At 40.9% G+C, this 252-nt stretch carries 1 protein-coding gene; it reads left to right on the top strand.

Annotation, left to right across the window (positions count from 1 at the left end):
• On the top strand, nucleotides 1–252 hold a 252-nt coding region (gene ruvA / locus JEM65_RS21330; RefSeq protein WP_233530785.1), incomplete at both ends, for a Holliday junction branch migration protein RuvA.

Here is a 252-nt window from a genome sequence, read left to right as displayed (position 1 = left end):
AAACACCTCTTTTTATTGCTCCTCTCTATTAATGGCGTAGGCCCGAGTACTGGACTCATGATCCTATCATCGCTAAGTTCATCTGAAATCGAACATGCAATTTTGGCAGGAGATGTTGCTACAATTCAGCATGTCAAAGGGATAGGTGCCAAAACTGCCCAGAGAATAATTTTGGAGCTTAAAGATAAAGTAGGCAAAGGTGGAACTGATGCTTCTGCCACATCACTGGGATTTCTGAAATCAAGTAATAAA

The organism is Gelidibacter salicanalis (genome assembly GCF_016469035.1).
Lineage (GTDB): Bacteria > Bacteroidota > Bacteroidia > Flavobacteriales > Flavobacteriaceae > Gelidibacter > Gelidibacter salicanalis_A.
This window is presented reverse-complemented; position numbering and strand designations above follow the sequence as displayed.